The sequence below is a fragment of the Streptomyces sp. NPDC049879 genome (genome assembly GCF_044461265.1).
GTDB lineage: Bacteria > Actinomycetota > Actinomycetes > Streptomycetales > Streptomycetaceae > Streptomyces.
Genome location: NZ_JBITKT010000001.1, coordinates 729,700 through 750,985, shown reverse-complemented (window position 1 = coordinate 750,985; position 21,286 = coordinate 729,700). Strand labels below are relative to the sequence as shown.

The 21,286-nt window shown below is 74.4% G+C and carries 21 protein-coding genes; 7 read left to right on the top strand and 14 right to left on the bottom strand.

What is annotated here, in order from left to right; all coding sequences use genetic code 11:
* Positions 1-59 precede the first annotated feature (59 nt).
* The 3 genes from ACIBPC_RS03460 to ACIBPC_RS03450 all read right to left on the bottom strand — a co-directional run bounded on the left by ACIBPC_RS03460 (position 60) and on the right by ACIBPC_RS03450 (position 4,257).
* The gene (locus tag ACIBPC_RS03460) at positions 60-1,340 is read right to left on the bottom strand and encodes an NAD(P)/FAD-dependent oxidoreductase (protein ID WP_398840958.1); all 1,281 of its coding nucleotides are present in this window, start codon (positions 1,338-1,340) and stop codon (positions 60-62) included.
* Positions 1,341-1,504: 164 nt separating this feature from the next.
* Complete coding sequence (locus ACIBPC_RS03455) at positions 1,505-2,812, bottom strand: deoxyguanosinetriphosphate triphosphohydrolase (RefSeq protein ID WP_398840956.1); 1,308 nt, start codon at positions 2,810-2,812, stop codon at positions 1,505-1,507.
* A gap of 704 nt (positions 2,813-3,516) precedes the next feature.
* On the bottom strand, positions 3,517-4,257 hold the full coding sequence (locus ACIBPC_RS03450) for a sirohydrochlorin chelatase (protein WP_398840955.1): 741 nt from the start codon (positions 4,255-4,257) through the stop codon (positions 3,517-3,519).
* Positions 4,258-4,420: 163 nt separating this feature from the next.
* On the opposite strand from ACIBPC_RS03450, the gene ACIBPC_RS03445 reads away from it, so the two are divergent.
* Both ACIBPC_RS03445 and ACIBPC_RS03440 read left to right on the top strand, forming a co-directional pair.
* Positions 4,421-6,544, top strand: a complete 2,124-nt coding sequence (locus tag ACIBPC_RS03445; RefSeq protein WP_398840953.1) for a molybdopterin oxidoreductase family protein — start codon at positions 4,421-4,423, stop codon at positions 6,542-6,544.
* A 58-nt stretch (positions 6,545-6,602) separates the two neighbouring features.
* Positions 6,603-6,974, top strand: a complete 372-nt coding sequence (locus ACIBPC_RS03440) for a cupin (RefSeq protein ID WP_362955982.1) — start codon at positions 6,603-6,605, stop codon at positions 6,972-6,974.
* A gap of 6 nt (positions 6,975-6,980) precedes the next feature.
* Here the strand turns inward: ACIBPC_RS03440 and ACIBPC_RS03435 are convergent, their stop codons facing one another.
* On the bottom strand, positions 6,981-7,946 hold the full coding sequence (locus ACIBPC_RS03435; RefSeq protein WP_398840952.1) for a cupin domain-containing protein: 966 nt from the start codon (positions 7,944-7,946) through the stop codon (positions 6,981-6,983).
* A gap of 56 nt (positions 7,947-8,002) precedes the next feature.
* On the opposite strand from ACIBPC_RS03435, the gene ACIBPC_RS03430 reads away from it, so the two are divergent.
* Positions 8,003-8,620: an N-acetyltransferase family protein gene (locus ACIBPC_RS03430; protein WP_362955977.1), complete on the top strand. Its 618-nt coding sequence runs from the start codon at positions 8,003-8,005 to the stop codon at positions 8,618-8,620.
* A 31-nt stretch (positions 8,621-8,651) separates the two neighbouring features.
* Here the strand turns inward: ACIBPC_RS03430 and ACIBPC_RS03425 are convergent, their stop codons facing one another.
* The 3 genes from ACIBPC_RS03425 to ACIBPC_RS03415 are packed head-to-tail and all read right to left on the bottom strand — an operon-like array spanning position 8,652 to position 11,012.
* Positions 8,652-9,545 carry a DUF3152 domain-containing protein gene (locus tag ACIBPC_RS03425; protein WP_362955974.1) on the bottom strand — a complete coding sequence of 298 codons (894 nt, stop codon included), beginning with the start codon at positions 9,543-9,545 and terminating at the stop codon, positions 8,652-8,654.
* A 43-nt stretch (positions 9,546-9,588) separates the two neighbouring features.
* Positions 9,589-10,485: a hypothetical protein gene (locus ACIBPC_RS03420; protein WP_398840950.1), complete on the bottom strand. Its 897-nt coding sequence runs from the start codon at positions 10,483-10,485 to the stop codon at positions 9,589-9,591.
* A gap of 32 nt (positions 10,486-10,517) precedes the next feature.
* Complete coding sequence (locus ACIBPC_RS03415) at positions 10,518-11,012, bottom strand: SigE family RNA polymerase sigma factor (RefSeq protein ID WP_398840948.1); 495 nt, start codon at positions 11,010-11,012, stop codon at positions 10,518-10,520.
* A gap of 155 nt (positions 11,013-11,167) precedes the next feature.
* Here ACIBPC_RS03415 and ACIBPC_RS03410 point away from each other — a divergent pair, with 155 nt between their 5' ends.
* Positions 11,168-12,172, top strand: coding sequence for an amidohydrolase family protein (locus tag ACIBPC_RS03410; RefSeq protein WP_398840946.1), 1,005 nt, complete (start codon positions 11,168-11,170; stop codon positions 12,170-12,172).
* Here the strand turns inward: ACIBPC_RS03410 and ACIBPC_RS03405 are convergent.
* The 7 genes from ACIBPC_RS03405 to ACIBPC_RS03375 form a co-directional block, all read right to left on the bottom strand.
* A complete protein-coding gene (locus ACIBPC_RS03405; RefSeq protein ID WP_362955963.1) occupies positions 12,139-12,534 on the bottom strand; it encodes a hypothetical protein in 396 nt (131 codons plus the stop codon). The genes ACIBPC_RS03410 and ACIBPC_RS03405 overlap by 34 nt on opposite strands.
* Entirely contained in the window at positions 12,531-12,761 is a 231-nt protein-coding gene (locus ACIBPC_RS03400) for a DUF397 domain-containing protein (RefSeq protein WP_398840944.1), read from the bottom strand. Before ACIBPC_RS03400 ends, ACIBPC_RS03405 begins: the two co-directional genes overlap by 4 nt.
* A 100-nt stretch (positions 12,762-12,861) precedes the next feature.
* Complete coding sequence (locus ACIBPC_RS03395; protein WP_398840943.1) at positions 12,862-13,704, bottom strand: helix-turn-helix domain-containing protein; 843 nt, start codon at positions 13,702-13,704, stop codon at positions 12,862-12,864.
* A 10-nt stretch (positions 13,705-13,714) separates the two neighbouring features.
* Positions 13,715-14,242 carry a DUF6879 family protein gene (locus ACIBPC_RS03390; RefSeq protein ID WP_398840941.1) on the bottom strand — a complete coding sequence of 176 codons (528 nt, stop codon included), beginning with the start codon at positions 14,240-14,242 and terminating at the stop codon, positions 13,715-13,717.
* Positions 14,235-14,447, bottom strand: coding sequence for a hypothetical protein (locus ACIBPC_RS03385; RefSeq protein WP_398840940.1), 213 nt, complete (start codon positions 14,445-14,447; stop codon positions 14,235-14,237). Before ACIBPC_RS03385 ends, ACIBPC_RS03390 begins: the two co-directional genes overlap by 8 nt.
* A gap of 139 nt (positions 14,448-14,586) precedes the next feature.
* A complete protein-coding gene (locus tag ACIBPC_RS03380; RefSeq protein WP_362955951.1) occupies positions 14,587-16,308 on the bottom strand; it encodes an MFS transporter in 1,722 nt (573 codons plus the stop codon).
* Positions 16,308-16,772 carry a MarR family transcriptional regulator gene (locus ACIBPC_RS03375; protein ID WP_362955949.1) on the bottom strand — a complete coding sequence of 155 codons (465 nt, stop codon included), beginning with the start codon at positions 16,770-16,772 and terminating at the stop codon, positions 16,308-16,310. The genes ACIBPC_RS03380 and ACIBPC_RS03375 overlap by 1 nt, the downstream gene beginning before the upstream one ends.
* 151 nt (positions 16,773-16,923) lie before the next feature.
* Here ACIBPC_RS03375 and ACIBPC_RS03370 point away from each other — a divergent pair, with 151 nt between their 5' ends.
* The 3 genes from ACIBPC_RS03370 to nirD are packed head-to-tail and all read left to right on the top strand — an operon-like array spanning position 16,924 to position 21,179.
* The gene (locus ACIBPC_RS03370; RefSeq protein WP_398840938.1) at positions 16,924-18,174 is read left to right on the top strand and encodes an NAD(P)/FAD-dependent oxidoreductase; all 1,251 of its coding nucleotides are present in this window, start codon (positions 16,924-16,926) and stop codon (positions 18,172-18,174) included.
* 45 nt (positions 18,175-18,219) lie between these two features.
* Positions 18,220-20,796 (top strand): nitrite reductase large subunit NirB, encoded by a 2,577-nt coding sequence (gene nirB / locus ACIBPC_RS03365; RefSeq protein ID WP_398840936.1) that lies wholly within the window; start codon positions 18,220-18,222, stop codon positions 20,794-20,796.
* Positions 20,793-21,179 (top strand): nitrite reductase small subunit NirD, encoded by a 387-nt coding sequence (nirD, locus tag ACIBPC_RS03360; RefSeq protein ID WP_398840935.1) that lies wholly within the window; start codon positions 20,793-20,795, stop codon positions 21,177-21,179. Before nirB ends, nirD begins: the two co-directional genes overlap by 4 nt.
* Positions 21,180-21,286: the final 107 nt, after the last annotated feature.

Genomic DNA, 21,286 nt, shown 5'->3' with positions numbered 1-21,286 from the left:
GTTCGCGCCTTTTCCGCGCCCCCGGCCGCACCGTGGCGGACGGCCGGGGGCGTGCCGCGTCAGCCCGCCGGGACGAGGGCGGTGAGCGGGGTCTCCGGGTCGGCGAGGGCGTCGGCGTCCACGGGGGCGCCGGAGCGGATCAGCGCCTGGATGTCGCCGGTGACGTCCCACACGTTCATGTTCAGCCCGGCCAGGACGCGGTCCCCGCGCAGCCAGAAGGCGATGAACGCGCGCTTGGCGACGTCGCCGCGCCACACCACGCGGTCGTAGCTGCCCGGCGGGGCCCAGCCGGAGTACTCCAGGCCGGCGTCGTACTGGTCGGAGAAGAAGTACGGCACGCGGTCGTACGTCACGTCCTGGCCAAGCATCGCGCGGGCGGCGGCGGGCCCGGAGTTGAGCGCGTTGGCCCAGTGCTCGACGCGGCGGGGCGGGGCGGTGCCGTCGCCCGGCGGGGTGCCGGGGACGGCCGCCACGTCGCCCGCCGCGAAGATCCGGGGGTCGCTGGTGCGCAGCGAGCGGTCCACGAGGACGCCGCCCGTGCCGTCCGCCGCGAGGTCGAGCCCGGCGGAGGCGGCGAGCGCGGTGCGGGGCGCGGCGCCGATGGCGGCGAGGACGGCCCGCGCGGGCAGCTCCTCGCCGTCCTCGGTGCGGACACCGGCGACCATGCCGTCGTGCCCGGTGACGGCGGCGAGCCGCGTGCCGAAGCGGAACGTCACGCCGTGGTCGCGGTGCAGGGCGGCGAAGACCTCGCCCAGCTCGGGCCCGAGGACGCCGTGCAGCGGGGTCGGCGCGGGCTCGACCACCGTCACCTCCACGCCCAGGGCGCGCGCGGCGGCGGCCACTTCGAGGCCGATCCACCCGGCGCCCGCGATGACCAGCGGCACGCCGGTGCGCGCGGCGCGGCTGGTGAGGACGCCGCGCAGGTGGTCGGCGTGCGACAGGCGGCGCAGGTGGTGGACGCCCGCCAGGTCGGTGCCGGGGATGCCGAGGCGGCGCGGCTCGGCGCCGGTGGCGAGCAGCAGCGCGTCGTACGGCAGCCGGGTGCCGTCGCCGAGCCTGACCTCGCGGGCGGCGCGGTCGACGGCGACGACGGGCTCGCCGAGGTGGAGTTCCACGCGGTGGTGGACGTACCAGGCGGGTTCGTGGACGTGGACGCTGCCGCGGGGGGCCTTGCCGAGGAGGTAGTCCTTGGAGAGCGGCGGCCGTTCGTAGGGCTGCTCGTGCTCGTCCCCGATCAGGATGACGCGCCCGGTGAAGCCCTCCTCCCGCAGCGTCTGCGCCGCCTTGGCACCGGCCAGGCCGCCGCCGACGATGAGGAACGTCCGGTGTGTTCCGTCCACGCACTTGCCTCCAGATCAGGTGTGGCGGTTCAGGTGGTGAACCGTGGTGTGGCTCAAGGAGCCTGCCTCACCTGGGGTGTTCACGGGAAGGGGGCGGCGGGGGCACGTGCGCCGGAGCGCGCCCCGGCGTGACTCACCCCTCGTTCACCCGCCGTTCACGGGTGTCAGTGGCGGGTGAGGCGTGCGTGGAGGGAGCGGGCGGACGCGTCGGTGAGGGCGGCGATCTGGTCCACCAGTACGCGCAGCCGGGCCGCGTCGTCCCCGGCGGCGAGGTACAGCGCGCGGTACTGGGGGTCGAGTCCTTCGGGGGCGCGGGCCTGGAGGGCCTCGCCCAGTTCGGTGAGCAGGGCGCGCTGCCGTGCGCGCTGCCGTTCGAACTCGGGGCGCTGCATCACGTGGGCGTCGGCGACGGCCTTGAGGACGGCGCATTCGAGGCGGGCGTCCTCGGGGACGACGAGGGTGGCGGCGTAGCGGCGCAGCGGGCCGGTGCCGAAACGTGCCCGGGTGGCGCCCTCGGCGGCGAGGCAGAAGCGGCCGATGAGCTGGCTGGTGGCGTCCTTCAGCCGGGCCTGGGCGGGGGCGGTGCCGTCGTAAGAGGCGGGCCACCAGTCCTGGGCGAGGAGCCGGTCGAGGGCGGCGGCCAGCGCGCCGCGTTCCGTACCGGCGGGGGCGTAGCGGCGGGCGGCGACCTCGAAGACGGTCTCGCGCTCGGGGGTGGAGTGCAGGAGTCCCGGGGCGAGGTGGCCCGCGTGGATGCCGTCCTCCAGGTCGTGCACGGAGTAGGCGATGTCGTCGGACCAGTCCATGACCTGGGCCTCGAAGCAGCGCGCGGCGGGCGGGGCGTTCTCGCGCAGCCAGGTGAAGACGGGCAGGTCGTCGGCGTAGACGCCGTACTTGGGCGAGTCGGGGTCGGTGGGGTGCGCGCCGCGTGGCCAGGGGTACTTGGTGGCGGCGTCGAGGACGGCGCGGGTGAGGTTGAGGCCGACGGGGCGGTCGCCGCCGGGGCCGGTGAACCGTTTCGGCTCCAGGCGGGTCAGCAGCCGCAGCGACTGGGCGTTCCCCTCGAAGCCGCCGCAGGGCGCGGCGATGCGGTCGAGGGCGCGTTCCCCGTTGTGGCCGAACGGGGGGTGCCCGAGGTCGTGGGCGAGGCAGGCGGCCTCGACGATGTCCGGGTCGCAGCCGAACGCGGCGCCGAGGTCGCGGCCGATCTGCGCGCACTCCAGCGAGTGCGTGAGGCGGGTGCGGGGCGTGATGTCCCAGGCGGGCGGGGCGGGGTCGCCGGTGTCGGGGGTGACGATCTGCGTCTTGCCGGCGAGGCGGCGCAGGGCGGCGGAGTGCTGCACGCGCGCCCGGTCGCGCTGGAAGGCGGTGCGGCCCGGCCGTTTGTCCGGCTCGGGGTCGAAGCGGGCGGCGGCTGTCTCGTCGTAGGGGACGTACGCGTCGGCGCGGGGGGCGGGGCGGGCGGGGTGCATGGTCCCGACGGTAGCGGGCGCGGGCGGGGAAGGGCGCGGCGAGCGCGGTGCCCGCAAGGCCGTAGCGGCGTAACAGCGGGCGCACCGACGCGGGATGAGTGCCGGACGGCCTGACCACGGCAGCCCGGGGACGGCCGCGGCGCGGCGGCGCCAGGCTGACCACGGCCCCCGGCATCGCGGCGCAGCGGCGACCGGGTCAGGCGATCACCGCAAGCGGGGTGCCCGCGCACCCCTGGCACGGCCGTGGCGGCGCGGCAGCGGGCGGGCCAGCGCGGGATGGCTGCCGAGCGGCCTGACCGCCGGCGGCTCGGTGCGGACACGCGGCGCAGCGGTGTCAGGTCATCGCCGCGAGCGAGTGTCCGTGCCGGGGACGCTCCTGACGGGGCCGTGGCGGTGCAGCGGCGGGCGGGCCGGCGTCGAGTGACTGGCCAACGGCGAGTGCCTCCGGCGCGGGTGCGATCGCTGAGGTGGCGCGGATGTCCCGCGAGCGAGCCGCGGTCGGAGATGGGCCAGGGCATCGCGGCGAATGGAAAGTCCGCGCACCCCCGGCGCGGTCGCAGCGGTGCAGCGGCGGGTGGGCCAGCGCGGGATGGCTGCTGAGCGGCCTCACCACCGGCGGCTCGGTGCGGACACGCGGCGCAGCCGCGCCAGGTGGGCCCCCGGTGTCGGGGCTGTGCGCAGGCGCGGAGGCGGCCGGGGATGCGTCAGGCGGTCGCCGCGAGCGGGGTGTCCGCGCCGAGGACGCCCCTTGCGCGGTCGTAGCGGTGCAGCAGCAGGCGGGCCAGCGCGGGATGGCTGCCGAGCGGCCTGGCCACCGGCAGGCCGGGGGCGGCCTCGGCGCAGCGCGTGGCGAAGACGCCGGGCGCGGTGAAGCAGGAGGACACGGCGATGTCGCGGTGGCCCAGGGAGCGCAGCGTCTCGATCGCGTCGGCGACGGTCGGTGTGGCGGCCGAGGCGTACGCGGGCAGCACCGTGGCGCCGCCCAGGCGTGCCGACAGCATCTGCGCGGTGTATTGCGTGCCGGCTGCGGATTCGGGGTCGTGCGAACCGGCCGCCGCGAGCACCACCGCGCTTCCCCTGCGGTACCCGGCCTCCACCAGGCGGCTGTACAGGGCGTCGGCGAGCAGCGGGTGCGGTCCCAGGGACCCGGCCGTGGTCACGGACAGGTGCGGGGCAGCGGCGACGATCGCCGGGATGTCGTGCTTGACGTGGTAGCCGCGGCTGAAGAGCAGCGGGACGAGCACCACGTCGCCGCGCAGCCGCGCGAGCGTGTCGGCGAGCAGCGGCTCGTCGCGGTCCAGGTGCCCCAGCTCGACGCGCAGCCCCTTCCGCATGGCGCCGACGAGCCGCACGAGAGTGCGTACGGTCTGGCGTGCGCGGGGGTCCGGGGAGCCGTGCGCGACGGCGACGAGCGTCGGTGGGGTGCTCTGGCGGACGGTGCTCATGCCGCCCAGGGTGCGCCCGACCGGTTGCGAACGCATTGCGGACGTGTCACGAATGGCCGCGCCATCGGCTCACCGCGCGGGCCGCGCGCCGCTGAGCACGCCGCCCCCGCCGCGTAACTCCGGCCTGTACCAGCCGTAACGGGCGCGACCCACCATGGCGCCCATGAACGCCGACGCCACCGGGACAGTGAGCAGTATCACCGAAACCCACTGCCCGTACTGCGCCCTCCAGTGCGGCATGGGACTGCGGCGCCGCCCCGGCGCGTCCGGCGGTCTTGAGGTGGTGCCGCGCGAGACGTTCCCCGTCAACCGTGGCGCCCTGTGCGGCAAGGGCCAGAACGCGCCCGCCGTCCTCGACCCGGCCGCCCGCCTGACCAGCCCGCTGGTCCGCGACAGCCGGGGCGGTCCGCTGCGGCCCGCCTCCTGGCCGGAGGCGCTCGACCGTGTGGCCGCCGGACTGGCCGCCGCGCGTGACCGGCACGGGCCCGACGCCGTGGGCGTCTTCGGCGGGGGCGGACTCACCAACGAGAAGGCGTACGCGCTGGGCAAGTTCGCCCGCGTCGTGCTGCGCACCTCGCAGATCGACTACAACGGGCGCTTCTGCATGTCGTCCGCTGCGGCGGCCGGCACCCGGGCGTTCGGCCTGGACCGGGGCCTGCCCTTCCCGCTCGCCGACATCCCGCACACAGGCTGCCTGATCCTCGTCGGCGCCAACCCGGCCGAGACGATGCCGCCCTTCGTGCGCTACCTCACCGAGCTGCGCGCGAACGGCGGCACGCTGATCGTCGTCGATCCGCGCCGCACCCGTACCGCCGAGCTGGCCGACCTGCATCTGGCGCCGCGCCCCGGCACCGACCTCGCCCTGGCGCTCGGGCTGCTGCACCTCGTGGTCGCCGAGGGGCGCACCGACGAGGCGTACATCGCGCAGCGCACGTCCGGCTGGCCCGCCGCCCGCGCCGCCGCCATGGCGCACTGGCCCGAGCTGGTGGAACGCGTCACCGGGGTGCCGCTGCCCGCGCTGCGGGAGGCCGTCCGGCTGTTCTGCGCCCCCGAGGCCGCGATGGTCCTCACCGCGCGCGGCCCCGAGCAGCAGTCCAAGGGCACCGACACCGTCGGCGCGTGGATCGACCTGTGCCTGGCCACCGGCCGCCCCGGGCGCCCGTACTCCGGCTACGGCTGCCTGACCGGCCAGGGCAACGGGCAGGGCGGGCGCGAGCACGGGCAGAAGGCCGACCAGCTGCCCGGCTACCGCTCACTGACCGACCCGGCGGCCCGCGCCCATGTCGCGGCCGTGTGGGGTGTGGACCCGGCGGACCTGCCGGGGCCCGGCCGCAGTGCCTACGAACTGCTGGACGCGCTCGGCCGCGACACACCCGACGGCGTACGGGCGCTGCTGCTGATGGGCTCGAACCCGGTCGTCTCCGCCCCGCGCGCCGCGCATGTGGAGGAACGCATACGGGCGCTGGACTTCCTCGCCGTCTGCGACGTCGTCGCATCCGAGACGGCGCTGCTGGCGGACGTCGTCCTGCCCGTCACGCAGTGGGCCGAGGAGACGGGGACGCTGACCAGCCTGGAGGGCCGCGTCCTGCTGCGCCGCAAGGCCGTGGACCCGCCGCCCGGCTGCCGCAGCGACCTCGCGGTGCTGAACGGGCTCGCGGCACGCCTGGGCCACGCGACGGGCTTCCCCGCGGACGCCGCCGAGGTGTTCGAGGAGCTGCGGCAGGCGTCCGCGGGCGGCAGGGCCGACTACGCGGGCATCAGCCACGAGCGGATAGCGGCGGACGACGGGGTGTTCTGGCCGTGCCCCTCCCCGGAGCACCCGGGGACGCCCCGGCTGTTCCTCGACCGCTTCGCGACGCCGGACGGGCGGGCGCGGTTCGCCGGGGTGGAGCACCGGCCCTCGGCGGAGGAGCCGTGCGCCGAGTACCCGCTGCTGCTGACGACGGGCCGGGTGCTGGCGCAGTACCAGTCGGGGGCGCAGACGCGGCGCGTACCGGAGCTGAACGCGGCGGCCCCCGGCCCGTTCGTGCAGCTCCACCCCCGGCTGGCGGCGCGGCTGGGGGTGGCGGAGGGGGACCGGCTGGCCGTGGAGTCGCGGCGGGGGCGGGCGGTGGCACCGGCGCGGATCGGGGCGGGCATCAGGGAGGACACCGTGTTCATGCCGTTCCACTGGCCGGGCGCGGGGCGGGCGAACACGGTGACGAACCCCGCGCTCGACCCCACGTCGCGGATGCCGGAGTTCAAGGTGTGCGCCGTACGGGTGACCAGGCTGGGCGGGGAGGACTGAGCGCGCGGGGCCTGGCGGTCCGAGTTGCGCATCGCCGGGCGCGGGTCAGCATGGAGGGATGGACGACATCACCCAGCTGGCCGACACGCACATGGCGCTGGCGCGCGAGGCGGACCACGGGCGCAGCGCGCATCTGTTCCTGCACGACGGGCCGCTGCGGCAGAGCGTCATCGCGCTGACCGCCGGCTGCGTGCTGGAGGAGCACAACGCGCCGCCCGCCGCCAGCATCCAGGTGCTGCGCGGGCGGGTGCGGCTGGTCGCGTCGGACGGGGTGGCGGCGGACCTGGAGGCGGGGCACGTGATGCGGGTCCCGCACAGCAGGCACGCGCTGACGGCCGTGCACGACGCGGTGATCATCCTGACGTCCGTGACCGCGACGCCCGAGCCGGTGGTCGTATACGACACGCGCCGCGAATCCCACCCTGCGTGACCGGGCTCAGCGCCCCCCGCCGTCCCTGCCCTGGACGCGGTGGACGCTCGGGCTCACGCCGCGTTCGCGCTTGAACGCCGTGCTGAGCGCGAACGCGCTTCCGTAGCCGACCCGGCGCGCGACGGACTCCAGGGTCGCGTCCGGCTCGCGCAGCAGGTCGGCCGCGAGGTCGAGGCGCCGCGCGGTCAGGTACGTCATGGGGGGCTCGCCCATCAGCGCGCCGAACCGCCGCGCCAGCGCCGCGCGGGACACCCCGGCCTTGGCGGCGAGGCCGGCCACGGTCCACGGGTGCGCGGGGTGGTCGTGGATCAGGCGCAGGGCCTGTGCCACGGCGGGGTCGCCGTGCGCCCGGTACCAGGCGGGGGCGGTGGCGTCGGGGCGGGCGTACCAGGTGCGCAGGGCGTCGATCACCAGCAGGTCGAGGAGCCGGTCGAGGATGACCTCCTGGCCGGGCTCGTCGCGGGCGATCTCGGCGTCGAGCAGCGGGACCAGCGGGGAGTTCCACTCGCCGCGCCGCAGCGTGAGGACGGGCGGCAGGGCCTGGAGGAGGCGGCCGGTGATCTCGCCGCGCAGCTGGTAGGTGCCGATGATCAGGGTGGTGGGGCCGTCGGGGGCGTTGCCCCAGGTGCGGACGCCGAGGTCCATCTCCTCGCACAGGTCGGTGCCGTCCGCCGCGACGCTGCACCCGCCGGGGCGGATGACGGCCTGCGGCGGGGTCACGGGATCGTCGGCGACGGTGTACGGGTCGGGGCCGCGTACGAGCGCGAGGTCGCCCGCCGTGAGCCGTATGGCGCCCGCCGTGTCGCCCTCGTCGCCGGGGACGAGCCAGGCGTCGCCCCTGGCGACGCAGACGGCGGTCAGCGGCGCCTCGTCCCGCACGCGCACGCTCCACGGCGGTGCCAGCACCGCTTTGATCAAGAACGCCCCACGGGCCCGGGGGCCGTCGAGAAGGCTGCCCAGCGCGTTGTCCATGGCTCCGGAGCGTAGCTCGTAAGGGTGACGTAACGGCAGCAAGGTAGCGTCGGGGCATGCTTGAGCACAGCGAGGCCCCGGCAGTGGCGGGCACCAGGTCACGTGCGGTGGTGCGTCCGGCCGGTCCCGACGACCTCTTCCAGGTCGCCACGATCTTCGCCCACTACGTCGCGTCCACGCTGATCACCTTCATGGAGACGGCGCCCACCACGGCCGAGTGGCAGCGCAAGCGGGAGGGCATCGCGGAGCGGGGACTGCCGTTCCTGGTCGCCGAGGAGGACGGCGAGATCGCCGGGTTCGCGTACGCCAGTCCGTGGCGGGCGCAGGAGGCGTACCGCTACACGGTGGAGAACAGCGTCTACCTCGCGCCGGGGCGCACCGGCCGCGGTCTGGGGCGGACGCTGCTGACGGAGCTGCTCGCCGCGTGCGAGGCGGCGGGCGTACGCCAGGTCGTCGCGGTGATCGCCGACTGCGGCAACGAGGCGTCGCCCGCGCTGCACAGGCGTCTCGGCTTCCGCGACGCGGGCCGGCTGACAGCCGTCGGCCACAAGCGCGGGCAGTGGCTGGACACGCTGCTGATGCAGCGCGACCTGTCGGGTGGCGCGGCACGGCCCGGCGGCCTGGGTGTCCCGGACGGGGCGGCGGGCCCCCAGGGGCCGCCGCCTGCGGGATGACGGCGGGCGGCCGCCGGACCGCCGCGCACCGTCAGGGCACCTGGGGGCCGCTGATGTACCTGCCGTCCTCGTCGTAGGGCCACGCGTTGGCGACGCAGCCGTGCAGCCCCATGATCTGCTGCTGCATGGCGGGGGCCGGGGCGCCCTCGGCGGGGCAGGTCTCGTGCCCGTGCCCGAGGAAGTGGCCGACCTCGTGGTTGATGATCAGCGCCCGGTACTCCTCGATCGGCCCGTCGAACTGCGGGGAACCCTCCACCCAGCGGCGCAGGTTGACGACGACGACCTGCCCGATGGAGCAGTTCGTCTCGCCGCGCGTGTTCAGCCCGTACTCGCCGCAGAGGGCGTCCACCGTGCCGGGCGTGGCGATGCGCACCGTGAAGTCGGGCGTGGCGCCGTCGGGGGCCGTGTCGAAGCCGGTGTCGCCCTCGTTCGTCCAGCCGCGCGGGTTCCCCAGGATGTCGTGCACCTCGGCCGCCGTCCCGGCGGGGTCGAGCGCGATGCCGTCCTCGATCTCCACGCGGTAGGCGAGCACGGCCTGCCCGCCGACCGGGTCGCCGCCGCCCGGCGCGGTGGTGAACGTGCCGGGGCCGTTCTCCGGGACATCGGCGGCCTGGTCGGCCGCCGGGTCGGACGCGGGCTCCTCGGACGGCGTCTCCTCCTCCGGGGTGGGCTCCTCGGGCGGCGGGGGTTCCTCGGCCCGCGCGGACGGCTCCGTGGTGGGGACGGCGGTGGGCGAGGCGTTCTCCTGCGCGCGGGCCGGGGCGTTGCCGCCGCGGAGGAAGACCACAGCGGCGACGGCGAGGCCGGCTATCAGCACGGTCAGGGTCAGGGCGCGCAGCGGCACGGCACGCCGGGACCGGCGCGCTCTCCTGCGGCGCCGCCGCTGGGTCGGGGCGAGTGGGGGCAGGGGGGCACGGCGGGGCATGGGGTGGGGCTCTCCTGGGAGGAACGGTCCGGTGGTGTGGGTGTTACGCCGGGTCTTGGACGGGCTGTGCGTCCGCCTGATGGAACAGCTCGGTCGCGCGCGGGTCCTCGGCGAGATGCAGCAGGTCCTCGGTCCCGACAGGGCTGACGGTGCTGCTGGCCGCGTCGGGCGGCGCGGCGAGGAGCACGGCGCTGTCGCCGACGCGGAACGAGACGCTGGCACCGTGCGTGCGCAGGGCGTCGGCGGTCAGTCCGTGCACGGCGGCGGACGTGCCGTCCGGAAGCAGGGTCTCGCGGCAGACGTCGGCGGTTTCGTCCGCCCGGCAGACGCCGGGGTCACCGGCGGCGTCCGCGCCGCCGGTGAGCGGCCGGACCGAGACGACCAGGTCGAACGTGCGCCCGTCCTCCGTGACGCCCTGGTACAGCTCCACGGGCTGGCTGACGATCCGGATGGCGCCCGCCTTCCCCCGCAGCGTGATCTCCAGCGCGCGCGCCACCCCTTGCCGGTAGTCGTCCACGCGCGCGCGTTCCGCGGCGGTCACGGCGGCGTCCTCCGGCGTCTCCGTGATGCCGGGCACGACGGGGAAACGTGGCTGCGCGGCGTCGGCGGACGCGTCGGGAGGCACGGTCTCCGAGGGGGTGTCCGACGGGGACGGCGCGCCGGTCGGCGCGGCGACCGTCGGCGGACCGGCGGCGACGTCCGTGCCACCGCCGCCGTCGGCCGGGCGCGGGCCCGCGCCGGTCACGAGGGCGACGGCGACGACCGCGGCGGCGGTCGCGGCGACCGCGCCGCCCGCCCTGAGGGCGCGCGCCCTGGCACGGCGGCGCGGGCCGAGGACGAGGGCGGCCGGGAGCAGTTCCGGCGCGGCCTCCAGGTCCCCGACCGCGTGGCCCATCGCCTCCCTCAGCCGGGCGGCGTCCTGCGTTTCGTTGGTGTCCACGGTGCTCCTCAGCACTCGGTCCGGCGCACGGTTCAGCACTCGGCGGTGATGCGTTCGTCGGCCTTGAGGCGTTCGCGCAGCATGGCGAGCGCCCGCGAGCACTGGCTCTTGACCGTGCCGGGACTGCATCCGAGGGAGGCGGCGACGTGCTCGATGCTCAGGTCCTCCCAGTAGCGCAGGACGACCATGGCCCGCGCCCGGGGCGGCAGGCTGCGCAGCGCGGCGTACAGGGTGACGCGGAGAGCGGGGTCGCCGGACGAGGTGGGGTTGTCCTCCACGGCGTGGAGGCGCCGCCCGAGGAGTCCGCGCCGCTGTTCGGCGAGGAACGTGCGGGTCAGCACGGTGCGCGCGTACGCGTCCACGCTGTCCGCGCGGGCCGCCTTGCCCCAGTGCTGGAGGAGCTTCACGAGGGTGGTCTGCGTCAGGTCCTGCGCGCGGTACGGGTCGCCGCAGAGCAGCACGGCCGTGCGGTACAGCCAGTGCTGGCGCGCCAGCGCGTACTCCTCGAAGTCCTGCGTGTCACCCATGCACTCTCCGGCCACGACCTTTACGTGCTCTCACCTTCTCTGATCATCGGGCGATCAAGAAAGTTCGATCACGGGTCGGTAACGGTCTCCGGTTGCCGACCGGACGGGACGCGCCGAAGGTGGGAGCCGGACACGGCTGCCCCAGGAGGCCCCGCGTGAACGACTCGCCCCCCTCCCCCACACCCCTGGTCGACGCGCACGCGCACTTCGTCACCGACGCGTACGTCACGGCGGCGAAGGCCGCAGGCCACACGCACCCGGACGGCATGCCGGGCTGGCCCTCCTTCGACCCCGCCGACCAGCTGCGGCGGATGGACGAGGGCGGCATCGCCACCGCCATGCTGTCGATCTCCTCCCCCGGCACGCACTTCGGCGACGACCGCGCTGCCCGCGCGCTGTCCCGCGAGGTGAACGAGGCGGGCGCCGCACTGCACCGCGCCCACCCCGACCGCTTCGGCCACTTCGCCTCCCTGCCGCTGCCCGACGTCGACGGCTCCCTCGCCGAGGCCGCCCACGCGCTGGACGTCCTGGGCAGCGACGGACTGACCGTCGAGTCCAACGCCCACGGCGTCTATCTGGGTGACGAGCGCTACGAACCGCTGTGGGCCGAACTCGACCGGCGCCGCGCCATCGTCTTCGTCCACCCCACCTCACCGCCCTGCGCCGACGCGGTGTCACTGCGCCGCCCACGCCCCATGGCCGAGTTCATCTTCGACTCGGCACGCACCGCGTCCGACCTGGTGTTCAGCGGCGTCCTGCTGCACCACCCCGGCATCCGCTGGATCCTCACCCACGGCGGCGGCGCGCTGCCGCTCCTCGCGGACCGGCTCGAACTCTTCCGCCCCCGCCTCAGCCGCACGGGCCCCGAGGGCCCCACCGTCCCCGAGCAGCTGTCCGGCGTGTGGTTCGACATGGCAGGCACCCCGTTCCCTCACCAGATCCCGGCACTGGTCCGCGCGTTCGGCAGCGAACGGCTGCTCTACGGCAGCGACTCCTGCTGGACACCACCAGAGGCGGTCGCCGCACAACTCGCCTCCCTGGACACGGCCGACCAACCCCCCGGCACAACATGGCGATCCCTGACCACAACCAACGCGACCCACCTCTTCCCCCACCTCCGCCTCCCTCAGCCGGAGGGCGGCGAGGGACAGGGCACGTGAGGTTCCGCCCGGTTGGGGCAGCTGACCAGGGCGAGCGCGAGGTAGCGCACGCCGGGCCCGTACAGGCCCCACGCGACGTCCCCGCCCCAGCCGAGCACGCCGAGCGCGTTCCGTCCACGGACACCGGGCGACGGCCACACCGCCACTCCCACGTCGGAGGCCTGCCGGATCAGCCAGTCGACCGCGCCGGACGGTTCGGTGAACGTGGCCCTGACGTACGGTCGGGGCTTGCGCAGCCAGTCGGCCACCCGCATCGGCGGCGTCCCGACCGCCGTGAACGACGGGCTGTCCGCCCGCCGTTCACGCTCCCGGTCGAGATCGGCACGCGGCCCCAGCCAGGAGAAGGCGTGGACGTGCGTCACAGGCCGAAGGCCCTCAAGTCGATCCCGGCCGCGGCCAGTTCCCGGGCCGTGAACCGCAGCGGCGGCGCGTCCGGCCGCTTGCTGTCACCCAGGGCGTAGGCACCCTCGATCCCCGGAATGGGCGCGAGGGTGACACACGTCTCGGGACCGTCGGGTCCGTTTCCGCCGCACGCCGGGGTGAATTCCGCTCCGCCCAGATCGGCCGTGTAGATGTCGCGTCCAGTCATGCTGACCCGCCTTTCCGGCTCCCCCTGCGGGAACCACAGGACAGGACGCTAAAAAGCGGGCGCCCCGGCGGCCCAGCGGCTTGCGAGGACTTGCACGACGTCACCCGAGCGCGTCAATTGCCTCGGTAATGCACCGCCGTGCGGCTTTCCCATAGACGGCCATCTCGGCTAAGCGAGCGAACGTGCGCTGATAAGTACGCAACTCGTGAGGTTGGGTCACCGTGACCTTCGCCGTCACCAACTCCACAAAGGCAAGACTGTCGTCGAACAGCCAGAAGCCCTCCACCGGCCACATGTCCCTGTCAGCGGCCATCGGGATGACACCCAGGCTCACACGCGGCAAGGTTGCCGCAGCCAGAAGTTGTCCCAGCTGGGCGGCCATGACATCCGTTCCACCGATTCGTGCTCGAAGCGCGGACTCTTCGAGCACGATCGCGACGCGGTGGTCCCCCGTATGCAGGACCGCCTGTCGAGCAAGTCGCGCGGTGACGGCTTTGTCGACGTCGTCCGGAATGGCAAGAAACGCTGCGATGGATCTCATAAGAGCCGCCGCGTACTCGGCAGTCTGCACCAGGCCCGGTACAACTCCCGGCTCGTAGATGCGGAAACGACGCGTCCGCTCGTAGAGGGGAAGTGACCGTTCCTGCACCTGACGAAGGCCCGACCTGCAGAGCCGTCTCCACTCGACATACATTCCGTCAAGCCCGCGGGAAACGGCGAGCAGGTCTTCCACTTGATCACTCGCCGCACAGCACGCCGCCCAGACTCGAATATCGGACTGCGAGACCGCTTGCTTGCCATTCTCGATACGCGAGCACTTCGACTCATGCCAGCCGGCCATTTCGGCCAGACGTCTGGCAGTGATACCCGCGTCTTCCCGGATCTCACGCAGACGTCGGCCGAAGGCCCTTCTCGCTTCTAGGACACTGGATGACGCAACCACATGACCATTCTCAGGCGGGCCGGTAGTCCTCGTGGGGCACGGCCCGTTCCCAGACGGCCTCGAAGGCCGTGGCGCAGAGCTTGACCACCTCGGGATCGTGGACCAGCTCCCTCGGGTCCGTGGGCGCGACCTCGCCCTCACCGTCGAAGTGGTTGATCAGCAGCAGTTCGCCGTCGAACAGCCAGAAGTCGTTCCCCGGCAGCGCCAGATCCGTCGCCCGGCGGCGCGGCAGCCACCGGACCTGCTCGCCCGCCTCGACGTTCCCGTCCGTGACGTGGTGCTCGAAGCGGATGTAGTCACTGAGGGGTTCGGAGACGATACGGGCACGGCGTACCTCGACGCCCCGGTCCACCGTCTCGCGCACCAGCCGGGTCCACGGACGCCACGCCGGATCGATGTCGGCGATGGCGTCGCGCAGGCCGCGCTGCCATGCCTCGTAGCTCGGATCCGACTTCATGTAGCCGTCCCGCATCTCCAGATGGACGGCGGAGCGGGCGCTTCCGGCGAACAGCTCACGGAAAGAAGGACTTTCAGTCACGCGTCACCTCGGGGAAGAACTGCATCATCCGCTTGGGGAACTCCACGACGGTCTCGTGGGCGGGAATGTCCATCTGGGCCAGGCGCTCCGCGTCGGTGACCCGCCAGGACTGCATGAGGTACGTGTCCCGGGCCTCGTCGTAGTAAAGGGTTGGCGAGCCCTCGACCTTGCTTTCCGGGTCCTTGCCGAGCTTGATCAGTGCCACCGGGACTCCTTGTCCTCGTGCGAATGTGTCTGCACGGACAGCGTGCCAGTGAGTGCACAGGGTCACCATGGGCTTGCGTGAACTTGCGGCCCGTGCCTGGTGCTTGTGCGCGGGCCGCAAGGGGAGGGGAGGTGGTGTGTCAGGGGGTGGGGAGTGGGGGGAGTGAGGGGTTCACGATCAGGATGTGGCAGTTCGCGGTGCGCCACAGTTCGCGGCTCGCGCTCGCGTCCATCAGGGCCGGGAGGCCGCCGTGGGTCGGGGCGCCGATGACGATGGCGCGCGCGGACGTGCGTTCCGCGTAGGCGGCGATCATCCGGCCGACCGCGCCGTGGTCGGTGGCCTCGCCCAGGACGTGGCCGGTGGCGGGCACGTGGTGCCCGGCGAGGGCGTCCACGTGGCGCTGGACGACCGCGCGCGCCGCGGCGGGGTCCTCGGCCTCGGCCGCCGTGCCGTCGCCCAGGCCCAGTTCGTGGGCGTGCAGGACGTGGACGGTGCGACCGTTGAGGGTGGCGAGGCGTCCGGCGGTCCTGGTGACCTCGGCGGCGAGCGGGCCGCTGTCCACGGCGGCGACGATCACGCCGTCCCCGGCGGCGGGTGCGGGCCCGGTGGCGGTGATGCCGGGGCCGACCGTCAGCGGGGCGGCCTCGGGGGCGGGCTCCTCCTGCTGGGCGCGTTCGGCCTGGCCCAGCAGGTCGTGGGCCGTGGCGAGGATGGCTATGCCGACGAGCAGGGCGCCCGCGCCGACCCAGAACGGGACGTGGATGTTGCTGGCCTCGACCATCTTGCCCGCGAAGTACGGGGCGAGGCCGCCGCCGATGAAGCGGACGAAGCCGTACGCGGCGGACGCCACCGGGCGTTCCACCGACGAGACCGTCATGACGGCCTGGGTGGTGACGGTGTTGTTCACCCCGATGAAGATGCCGGAGGCGATGACGGCCGTGATGAGCACCGCCCTGTGGTCCACGCCCAGCGCGATGACGGCCATGACGACCGCGAACAGCGCGAGGTTGGCGTAGAGCGTGCGGGCCAGTCCGAGGCGGCGCTGCAGCCACGGGGCGCCCGCGACGGCGAAGAGCGCGACGAGCAGGCCCCAGCCGGTGAAGACCAGGCCGAGCTTCACAGCGCTCAGCTCCATGGGGAACGGCGCGTAGCCGAGCATGGTGAAGAACGCCCAGTTGTAGCAGAGCGCGGTCAGCGACAGCGTGAGCAGGCCGCGGTGGCGCAGGGCGCGCAGGGGCTCGCTGAGGCGGGTCTTCCGTGCGGGTAGTGGCAGCGGTTCGACGAGGACGACGGTGGCGAGCAGGGCGATGGCCATCAGGACGGCGACGCCGTAGAACGGGCCGCGCCAGCTGATGTCGCCGAGCAGGCCGCCGAGCAGCGGGCCGACGGCGATGCCGAGGCCGAGCGCCGTCTCGTACAGCACGATGGCGCCGACGAAGCCGCCGCTCGCGGAGGCGACGATCACGGCGAGCGAGGTGGCGATGAACAGGGCGTTGCCGACGCCCCAGCCGGCGCGGAAGCCGACGATGCCGTTGATGCTGCCGGAGGCACCGGCGAGCGCGCTGAAGACGACGATGACGGCGAGGCCGACGATCAGGGTGCGCTTGGCGCCGATGCGGCTGGAGACCCAGCCGGTGACGAGCATGGCGAGGGCGGTGACGACCAGGTAGCTCGTGAAGAGCAGGGAGACCTGGCTCGGGGTGGCGTCGAGGTCCTCGGAGATGGCGGGCAGGATCGGGTCGACGAGGCCGATGCCCATGAAGGAGACGACGCAGGCGAAGGCGACCGCGAAGACGGCCTTCGGCTGCTTGAACGGGTTGGCGGCGGGTGCCGCCGCGTGCCCTGTGGCGGGGCCGGTCATCAGCGTGCTCCAGGCGTGTGCGGGGTGTCGGGGACGGGGCGGGGCTCCTCCAGTGCCAGGCGGGTGAGCGCGTCGATGGCCGGGAGCGCGGCTTCGAGGGCCGCCCGGTCTTCCGGGGTCAGCTGGTCGAGCAGGCCGAGGAGGCGTTCGGCGCGCAGTGCGCGGCGGCGGGTGAGGAAGGCGCGGCCCTCGTCGGTGATGCCGACGAGGACGACCCGGCCGTCGGTGGGGTCGGGGGCGCGCGCGGCGAGGCCCGCGTCCTGGAGGCGGGAGACGAGCTGTGTCATCGCGGGCTGGGTGACGCCCTCGGCGGCGGCCAGCTCGGTGAGCCGGCGGGGGCCGGTCCGCTCCAGGGTGGAGAGGGTGGCGACGGCGGTCAGCGACAGGTCGCTCGGGGTGCTCATGCGGCGGAAGAGCCGGAGGAGCCGTTCGAGCGAGGACACTGCCTCCCGGGGGAAATCCATAATTCATTTATATCACTCACTTATATGAGTGCCTTATGTTCCCGGGTGGTGGGGCTGCTCACAGCGGGCCGCGGCGGACGGGGAGGGCAGCGTTCCCCCCGGGAAACGGGCGTGATGCGGCCGGGTAACAGCGCCCGCGCACGCTCGGGGCATGCGAACGAACGGCGCGGCGGCGGACCGCCGACTGGTGATCGTCGGCGGCGGGCCCGCGGCCTCCCGCCTGGCGCGCCGCGTCGGCCCGGCGGCGGCGCGGTCCGTGACAGTGCTGGCCGAGGAGGCGCGGCCGGCGTACAACCGCGTGCTGCTGGCCGACGTGCTCGCGGGGCGCTACCCGGCCGAGGTGATGGAGCTGCCCCGGCCCCCGGACGCCGTGCGCTGGCACGCCGGGCTGCGGGCCGTACGCATCGACCGCGCCGCACGCCGCGTGCTGTGCCAGGACGGCAGCTCCCACCCGTACGACACCCTCGTCCTCGCCACCGGCGCCAACCCCCTGCTGCCTCCCCTGCGCGGGCTGCACTCCCCCGGCGCCGCCCTGCCGCCGGGCGTACGGGCGCTGCGTACGCTCGCCGACTGCGACGCGCTGAGCGCCGCCGTCACACCGTCGGCCCCCGCCGTGGTCGTCGGCGGTGGGCTGCTCGGCGTGCTGGCCGCCGCCGCGCTCGCACGGCGCGGCGCACGCGTCCTGCTGGCCCAGCGCGCCGCGCACCTCCTCGACCGCCACCTCGACCCGGCCGCCGCCGCCCTGCTGCGCACGCACCTGGCCGCGCTGGGCGTGGAGGTGCACACCGAGTGCGCCGTGAGCGCGCTGCGCACCGAGCCCGGCACCGGCGCCGTCCGGGCCGTGCGGCTCGCGGACGGCTACGAGGCGGAGGCCCGCGTGGTCGTCCTGGCCTGCGGCGTACGCCCCCGGGTCGCGCTCGCCCGGGACGCCGGACTGCCCATCGGGAACGCGGGCGGCATCGTGGTGGACGACCTGCTGACCACCGCCGACCCGCACGTCCACGCCATCGGCGACTGCGCCGAACACGCCGGTGTCGCCTACGGCCTGGCGGGCGCCGCGCTGGACCAGGCGGACACCCTGGCCGCCGCACTGCACGGCGACCGCACCGCCCGCTACACAGGGACCCGCGCCCTGGTACGCCTCACCCTGCCCGACGGTCCCGTGCCGTTCGACCTGGCGGCCTTCGGACTGCCCGTGCCCGCCCCGCCGGACGACACCCTGCGGCTCGCCGACGCGACGCGCGGCACGTACCGCTCCCTCGTCGTACGGGACGACCGCCTGCGCGGCGGGGTCCTGGTGGGCGACCTGAGCGGCGTCGGCCCCCTGGCACGCGCCTGGCAGACGGACGGCCCGCTCCCCGCAGGACCTCTCCTGCACCTGCTGGGCCCCGACGCCCCCTGACCACCCGCACCCGCACCCGCACACCCCTCACGGAGGCCCCGGAGCATGTCCCCCGCACGCAAACCCACCATCGTGCTGGTCGGTCACGGCATGGTCGGCCAGCGTTTCCTCGAACGGCTCGCCGACCTCGGCGTCACGCGCACCGCCCGGGTCGTCGTCCTGGGCGAGGAGCCCCGCCAGGCGTACGACCGGGTGCACCTCACCTCCTGCTTCACCGGCGCCACCCCCGAGGACCTGTCCCTCGTCCCCGACGGCTTCATGGCCACGCACGGCATCGAGGCGCGCACCGGCGACCCGGTGACGGCGATCGACCGCGCCGCGCGCACGGTCACCACGGCGTCGGGCCTGGTCGTCGCGTACGACACGCTGGTGCTGGCCACCGGCTCGTACGCCTTCGTCCCCCCGGTCCCGGGCCGGGACGCGGACGGCTGCTTCGTGTACCGGACCGTCGAGGACGTGCGGGCCATCTCGGAACGCGCCGGGACGGTACGCGCCGGGGTGGTCGTCGGCGGCGGGCTGCTCGGCCTGGAGGCGGCGGGCGCGCTGACAGGTCTCGGCCTGGAGACGCATGTGGTCGAGTTCGCCCCGCGCCTGATGGCGGTGCAGGTGGACGAGGGCGGCGGCGCGGCGCTGCGCCGGGCCGTGGAGGGCCTGGGCGTCGTCGTGCACACGGGCGTCGGCGGGCAGGAGATCACCACGGACGCGGCGGGCGCCGTCACCGGCATCGCCCTGTCGGACGGCTCGTCGGTCGCGGCGGGGCTCGTCGTCTTCTCCGCCGGGGTGCGGCCGCGTGACGCGCTCGCCCGCGAGGCCGGTCTGGACGTCGGCGAGCGCGGCGGGATCGTCGTGGACGGCCGCTGCCGCACGTCGGACCCGGCCGTGTACGCGATCGGCGAGTGCGCCCGCGCGGCGGACGGCGTGGTGTACGGGCTGGTGGCGCCCGGGTACGAGATGGCGGGCACCGCCGCCGCCCACCTCGCCGGAACGCTCGGCGCGGCGGCGGAGACCGCGCCGTTCACCGGCGCCGACACGTCCACCAAGCTCAAGCTGCTCGGCGTGGACGTGGCCTCCTTCGGCGACGCGCACGGCCGCGCCGACGGCTGCCTCGACGTCGTGTACGCGGACTCCCGCGCCGGGATCTACCGCAAGCTCGTCGTCGGCGCGGACGGGACGCTGCTCGGCGGCGTCCTCGTCGGCGACGCCGAGTCGTACGGCATGCTGCGCCCGCTGACCGGCTCCGTGCCGCCCGCCGCGCCCGAGCAGCTCGTGCTGCCCGCCGGGCTGGCGCCGGCCGGCGCCCTCGGCCCGTCCGCGCTGCCGGACGAGGCGGTGGTGTGCAGCTGCCACAACGTCACCAAGGGCACGATCAGGGCGGCCGTCGCGGGCGGCGGCTGCGCCTCGGTGGCCGAGGTCAAGGGCTGCACGCGGGCGGGCACCGGCTGCGGGAGCTGCGTGAAGGTGCTCGGGCAGCTGGTGAACGAGGAGCTGGCGGCGGCCGGTGTCGCCGTGGACAGCGGCCTGTGCGGCTGCTTCGCGCAGACCAGGCAGGAGCTGTACGAGGTCGTGCGCGCCCTGCGGATCACCACGTTCCGTGCGCTGCTCGACGGGTACGGCCGCCCGGAGGCGCGCGGCGGTGAGGGCTGCGAGGTGTGCAAGCCGGTGGTCGCGTCGGTCCTCGCGTCCCTGGCTCCGGTGATCGGCGCGGACGGCTATGTCCTGGACGGCGAACAGGCCGCCCTCCAGGACACGAACGACCACTTCCTGGCCAACATGCAGCGCAACGGGTCGTATTCGATCGTGCCGCGCGTCCCGGGCGGCGAGATCACGCCGGAGAAGCTGATCGTGATCGGCGAGGTGGCGCGCGACTTCGGGCTCTACACCAAGATCACCGGCGGCCAGCGGATCGACATGTTCGGGGCGCGCGTGGACCAGCTGCCGCGCATCTGGGCGCGGCTGGTGGCGGCCGGTTTCGAGTCGGGGCACGCGTACGGCAAGGCGCTGCGGACGGTGAAGTCGTGCGTGGGCTCGACGTGGTGCCGCTTCGGGGTGCAGGACAGCGTGCGCATGGCAATCGATCTGGAGCTGCGCTACCGGGGGCTGCGCTCGCCGCACAAGCTGAAGTCGGCGGTCTCCGGCTGCGCGCGCGAGTGCGCGGAGGCGATGGGCAAGGACTTCGGCGTCATCGCCACCGCCAACGGCTGGAACCTGTACGTCGGCGGCAACGGCGGCGCGACGCCGCGCCACGCCGACCTGCTCGCCCAGGACCTGTCCGACGCCGAACTCGTCCGGCTGATCGACCGGTTCCTGATGTTCTACGTCCGCACCGCCGACCGGCTCGAACGGACCTCGGTCTGGCTGGAGCGCATGGGCCTCGACCATGTGCGGGACGTCGTGGTGCACGACTCGCTCGGCATCTGCGGCGAGCTGGAGTCGCTGATGGCGGCCCATGTGGCGGGCTACCGCGACGAGTGGGCCGCGACGCTGGACGACCCGGAGCGGCTGCGGCGTTTCGTCTCGTTCGTGAACGCCCCGGACACCCCGGACCCCACGGTCGCGTTCACGCCGGAACGCGACCAGATCCGACCTGACCTGACCGTTCTCGCCCCTGAGGTGACCGCATGACGACCACACCCACACCCACACCGACGACGACCACGACCACGACCGTCGAACTCGGCCTGCCCGACGGCTCCTGGCTGCCGGTCTGCGCCCTCGCCGACCTCACCCCGGGACGCGGCGTCGCGGTCCTGCTGCCGGACGGGACGCAGGCCGCCGTCTTCCGCGACAGCGGCGGCGCGACGTACGCCGTCGACAACCGCGACCCGTTCACCGGCGCGCGGGTGCTGGCGCGCGGGCTGCTCGGCTCGACGGGCGGGACCGGCGGCCCGTTCGTCGTCTCGCCGCTGCTCAAGCAGCGCTTCGACCTGAGGACGGGCGCCTGCCTGGACGACCCGGCGCCCGACCGCGCCGTCAGGGCGTACCCCACCCGGCTGACCGACACCTGACGCGGCGGCGGTTCCCTCCTCAATTCGGCCAACATTCCGACAACTTTGCTTTGCAAATGATCACTTGTGCGACGCAGCGGCCTAGGATCACGAGTCCTCGGATCCGT

What these genes read in the sequence shown, in the direction of transcription:
- ACIBPC_RS03455 (WP_398840956.1), bottom strand. Translation starts at nt 2,812, where the DNA reads ATGCACCCCGCCCGCCCCGCCCCCCGCGCCGACGCGTACGTCCCCTAC.
- ACIBPC_RS03450 (WP_398840955.1), bottom strand. Translation starts at nt 4,257, where the DNA reads ATGAGCACCGTCCGCCAGAGCACCCCACCGACGCTCGTCGCCGTCGCG.
- ACIBPC_RS03445 (WP_398840953.1), top strand. Translation starts at nt 4,421, where the DNA reads ATGAACGCCGACGCCACCGGGACAGTGAGCAGTATCACCGAAACCCAC.
- ACIBPC_RS03440 (WP_362955982.1), top strand. Translation starts at nt 6,603, where the DNA reads ATGGACGACATCACCCAGCTGGCCGACACGCACATGGCGCTGGCGCGC.
- ACIBPC_RS03435 (WP_398840952.1), bottom strand. Translation starts at nt 7,946, where the DNA reads ATGGACAACGCGCTGGGCAGCCTTCTCGACGGCCCCCGGGCCCGTGGG.
- ACIBPC_RS03430 (WP_362955977.1), top strand. Translation starts at nt 8,003, where the DNA reads ATGCTTGAGCACAGCGAGGCCCCGGCAGTGGCGGGCACCAGGTCACGT.
- ACIBPC_RS03425 (WP_362955974.1), bottom strand. Translation starts at nt 9,545, where the DNA reads ATGCCCCGCCGTGCCCCCCTGCCCCCACTCGCCCCGACCCAGCGGCGG.
- ACIBPC_RS03415 (WP_398840948.1), bottom strand. Translation starts at nt 11,012, where the DNA reads ATGGGTGACACGCAGGACTTCGAGGAGTACGCGCTGGCGCGCCAGCAC.
- ACIBPC_RS03400 (WP_398840944.1), bottom strand. Translation starts at nt 12,761, where the DNA reads ATGACTGGACGCGACATCTACACGGCCGATCTGGGCGGAGCGGAATTC.
- ACIBPC_RS03380 (WP_362955951.1), bottom strand. Translation starts at nt 16,308, where the DNA reads ATGACCGGCCCCGCCACAGGGCACGCGGCGGCACCCGCCGCCAACCCG.
- ACIBPC_RS03375 (WP_362955949.1), bottom strand. Translation starts at nt 16,772, where the DNA reads ATGGATTTCCCCCGGGAGGCAGTGTCCTCGCTCGAACGGCTCCTCCGG.
- ACIBPC_RS03370 (WP_398840938.1), top strand. Translation starts at nt 16,924, where the DNA reads ATGCGAACGAACGGCGCGGCGGCGGACCGCCGACTGGTGATCGTCGGC.
- nirB (WP_398840936.1), top strand. Translation starts at nt 18,220, where the DNA reads ATGTCCCCCGCACGCAAACCCACCATCGTGCTGGTCGGTCACGGCATG.
- nirD (WP_398840935.1), top strand. Translation starts at nt 20,793, where the DNA reads ATGACGACCACACCCACACCCACACCGACGACGACCACGACCACGACC.